Below are 1,385 nucleotides of genomic sequence, written 5' to 3'. Positions count from 1 at the left end.
GAGATATGCCCAAAAGTTGGTGACGGCCATCATCAGGCGGCAGCGTGAAGTTGCTTGATACCGTCTTTGAAGACAATCCCTTGGATGACCTCGGGCAGACGGTTGGGCCCGGAGATCTTCCGCCACTTCTTCTTGGCTGACATCATCAGCCTGAAGACCATGGCGAGGGCGGTTTTGCGGTTGAGGCAGCCCTTGGTCTTGCGCGTCCGGTTGCGGACGGTGGCGAAGACGCTCTCGATCGGGTTCGTGGTCCGGATGTGCTTCCAGTGCTCGGCCGGGAAGTCGTAGAAAGCCAGGAGCTCGTCACGGACTTTGACCAGCTTGCCCACGGCCTTTTCATACTTCACGCCGTAGGTTTCGACGAAGAGATCGAATGCGGCAGTTGCCTCCTTCTTGGTCTCAGCCATCCAGATGTCCTGCAGATCCGCCTTCGCCTTTTCGTGCAGGGATTTGGGCATGGCGCCCAGCACGTTCGCCGTCTTGTGGACCCAGCATCTTTGCTCGCGCGTGCCCGGAAAGACCTCGCGCAGCGCCGTCCAGAACCCGAGCGCACCGTCGCCGATGGCCAGATCGGGCGGCACCGTGAGCCCACGCTTCTTCAGCCCTTTCAGCAGGTCGCGCCAGCTGTCGGCGTTCTCCCGGAACCCGTCCATGATCGCCAGCACGTCCTTCTCGCCGTATTCGTCAGCGCCGATAATAACCAACATACATTGACGATCACCGTCCAGGCGGGACGTGAAGTAGACCCCGTCAGCCCAGATGTAGACGTAGCGCTTGCTCTTCAGATCCCGCTTGCGCCAGGCCTCATACTCTTCCCACCAGGTCGCCTTCAGGCGGGTGATGGTCGAGGACGATAGCCCCTCGGCCTCCGGCCCCAGAAGCGCAGCCAACGCCTCGCTGAAGTCGCCGGTGGAGATACCCTTCAGGTATAGCCAGGGAAGAAGCGCCTCGACCGACTTGGCCTTGCGCAGATAGGGCGGGACCAGCGACGAACGGAACCTGATCTTGCTGCCATCTTCATTGCTGCCGCGATCGCGGACACGCGGAACCTGAACAGGCACCATCCCGATCCCGGTCATCATCTCACGCTCGGGCAGAAAACCGTGGCGAACCAGACGCTGGCGACCTTCCTCGTCCAGCAAATTCGCGTGCTCGGCGATGAACGCCGACACCTCAGCTTGAACCGCCGCGCGCAGCAGCTCCTTGGCGCCCGCCTGAATCACCTCTGTCAGCGGATCAGGCGAAAAATCGGATGGCAGCTCGAACGGGACAACGGTAGATTTGGCCATGGTGGCATATCCTTTCTCTCTGAGAACGACGGCATCTTGAACACCGCCATGATATGCCGCCTACTTCAGACCATCACCAACTTTCGGGCATAACTC

Annotated in this window: 1 protein-coding gene; it reads right to left on the bottom strand. The window is 60.5% G+C overall.

The window, feature by feature from the left end; translation table 11 throughout:
• Nucleotides 1-32: 32 nt before the first annotated feature.
• Nucleotides 33-1,289, bottom strand: coding sequence for an IS256 family transposase (locus ROA7023_RS23510; protein ID WP_085881350.1), 1,257 nt, complete (start codon nucleotides 1,287-1,289; stop codon nucleotides 33-35).
• Nucleotides 1,290-1,385: the final 96 nt, after the last annotated feature.

Source organism: Roseisalinus antarcticus (genome assembly GCF_900172355.1).
Lineage (GTDB): Bacteria > Pseudomonadota > Alphaproteobacteria > Rhodobacterales > Rhodobacteraceae > Oceanicola > Oceanicola antarcticus_A.
Note: the sequence above shows the minus strand (reverse complement) of the source record. Positions and strands in the feature narration are given on the sequence as shown.

What these genes read in the sequence shown, in the direction of transcription:
- ROA7023_RS23510 (WP_085881350.1), bottom strand. Translation starts at nt 1,289, where the DNA reads ATGGCCAAATCTACCGTTGTCCCGTTCGAGCTGCCATCCGATTTTTCG.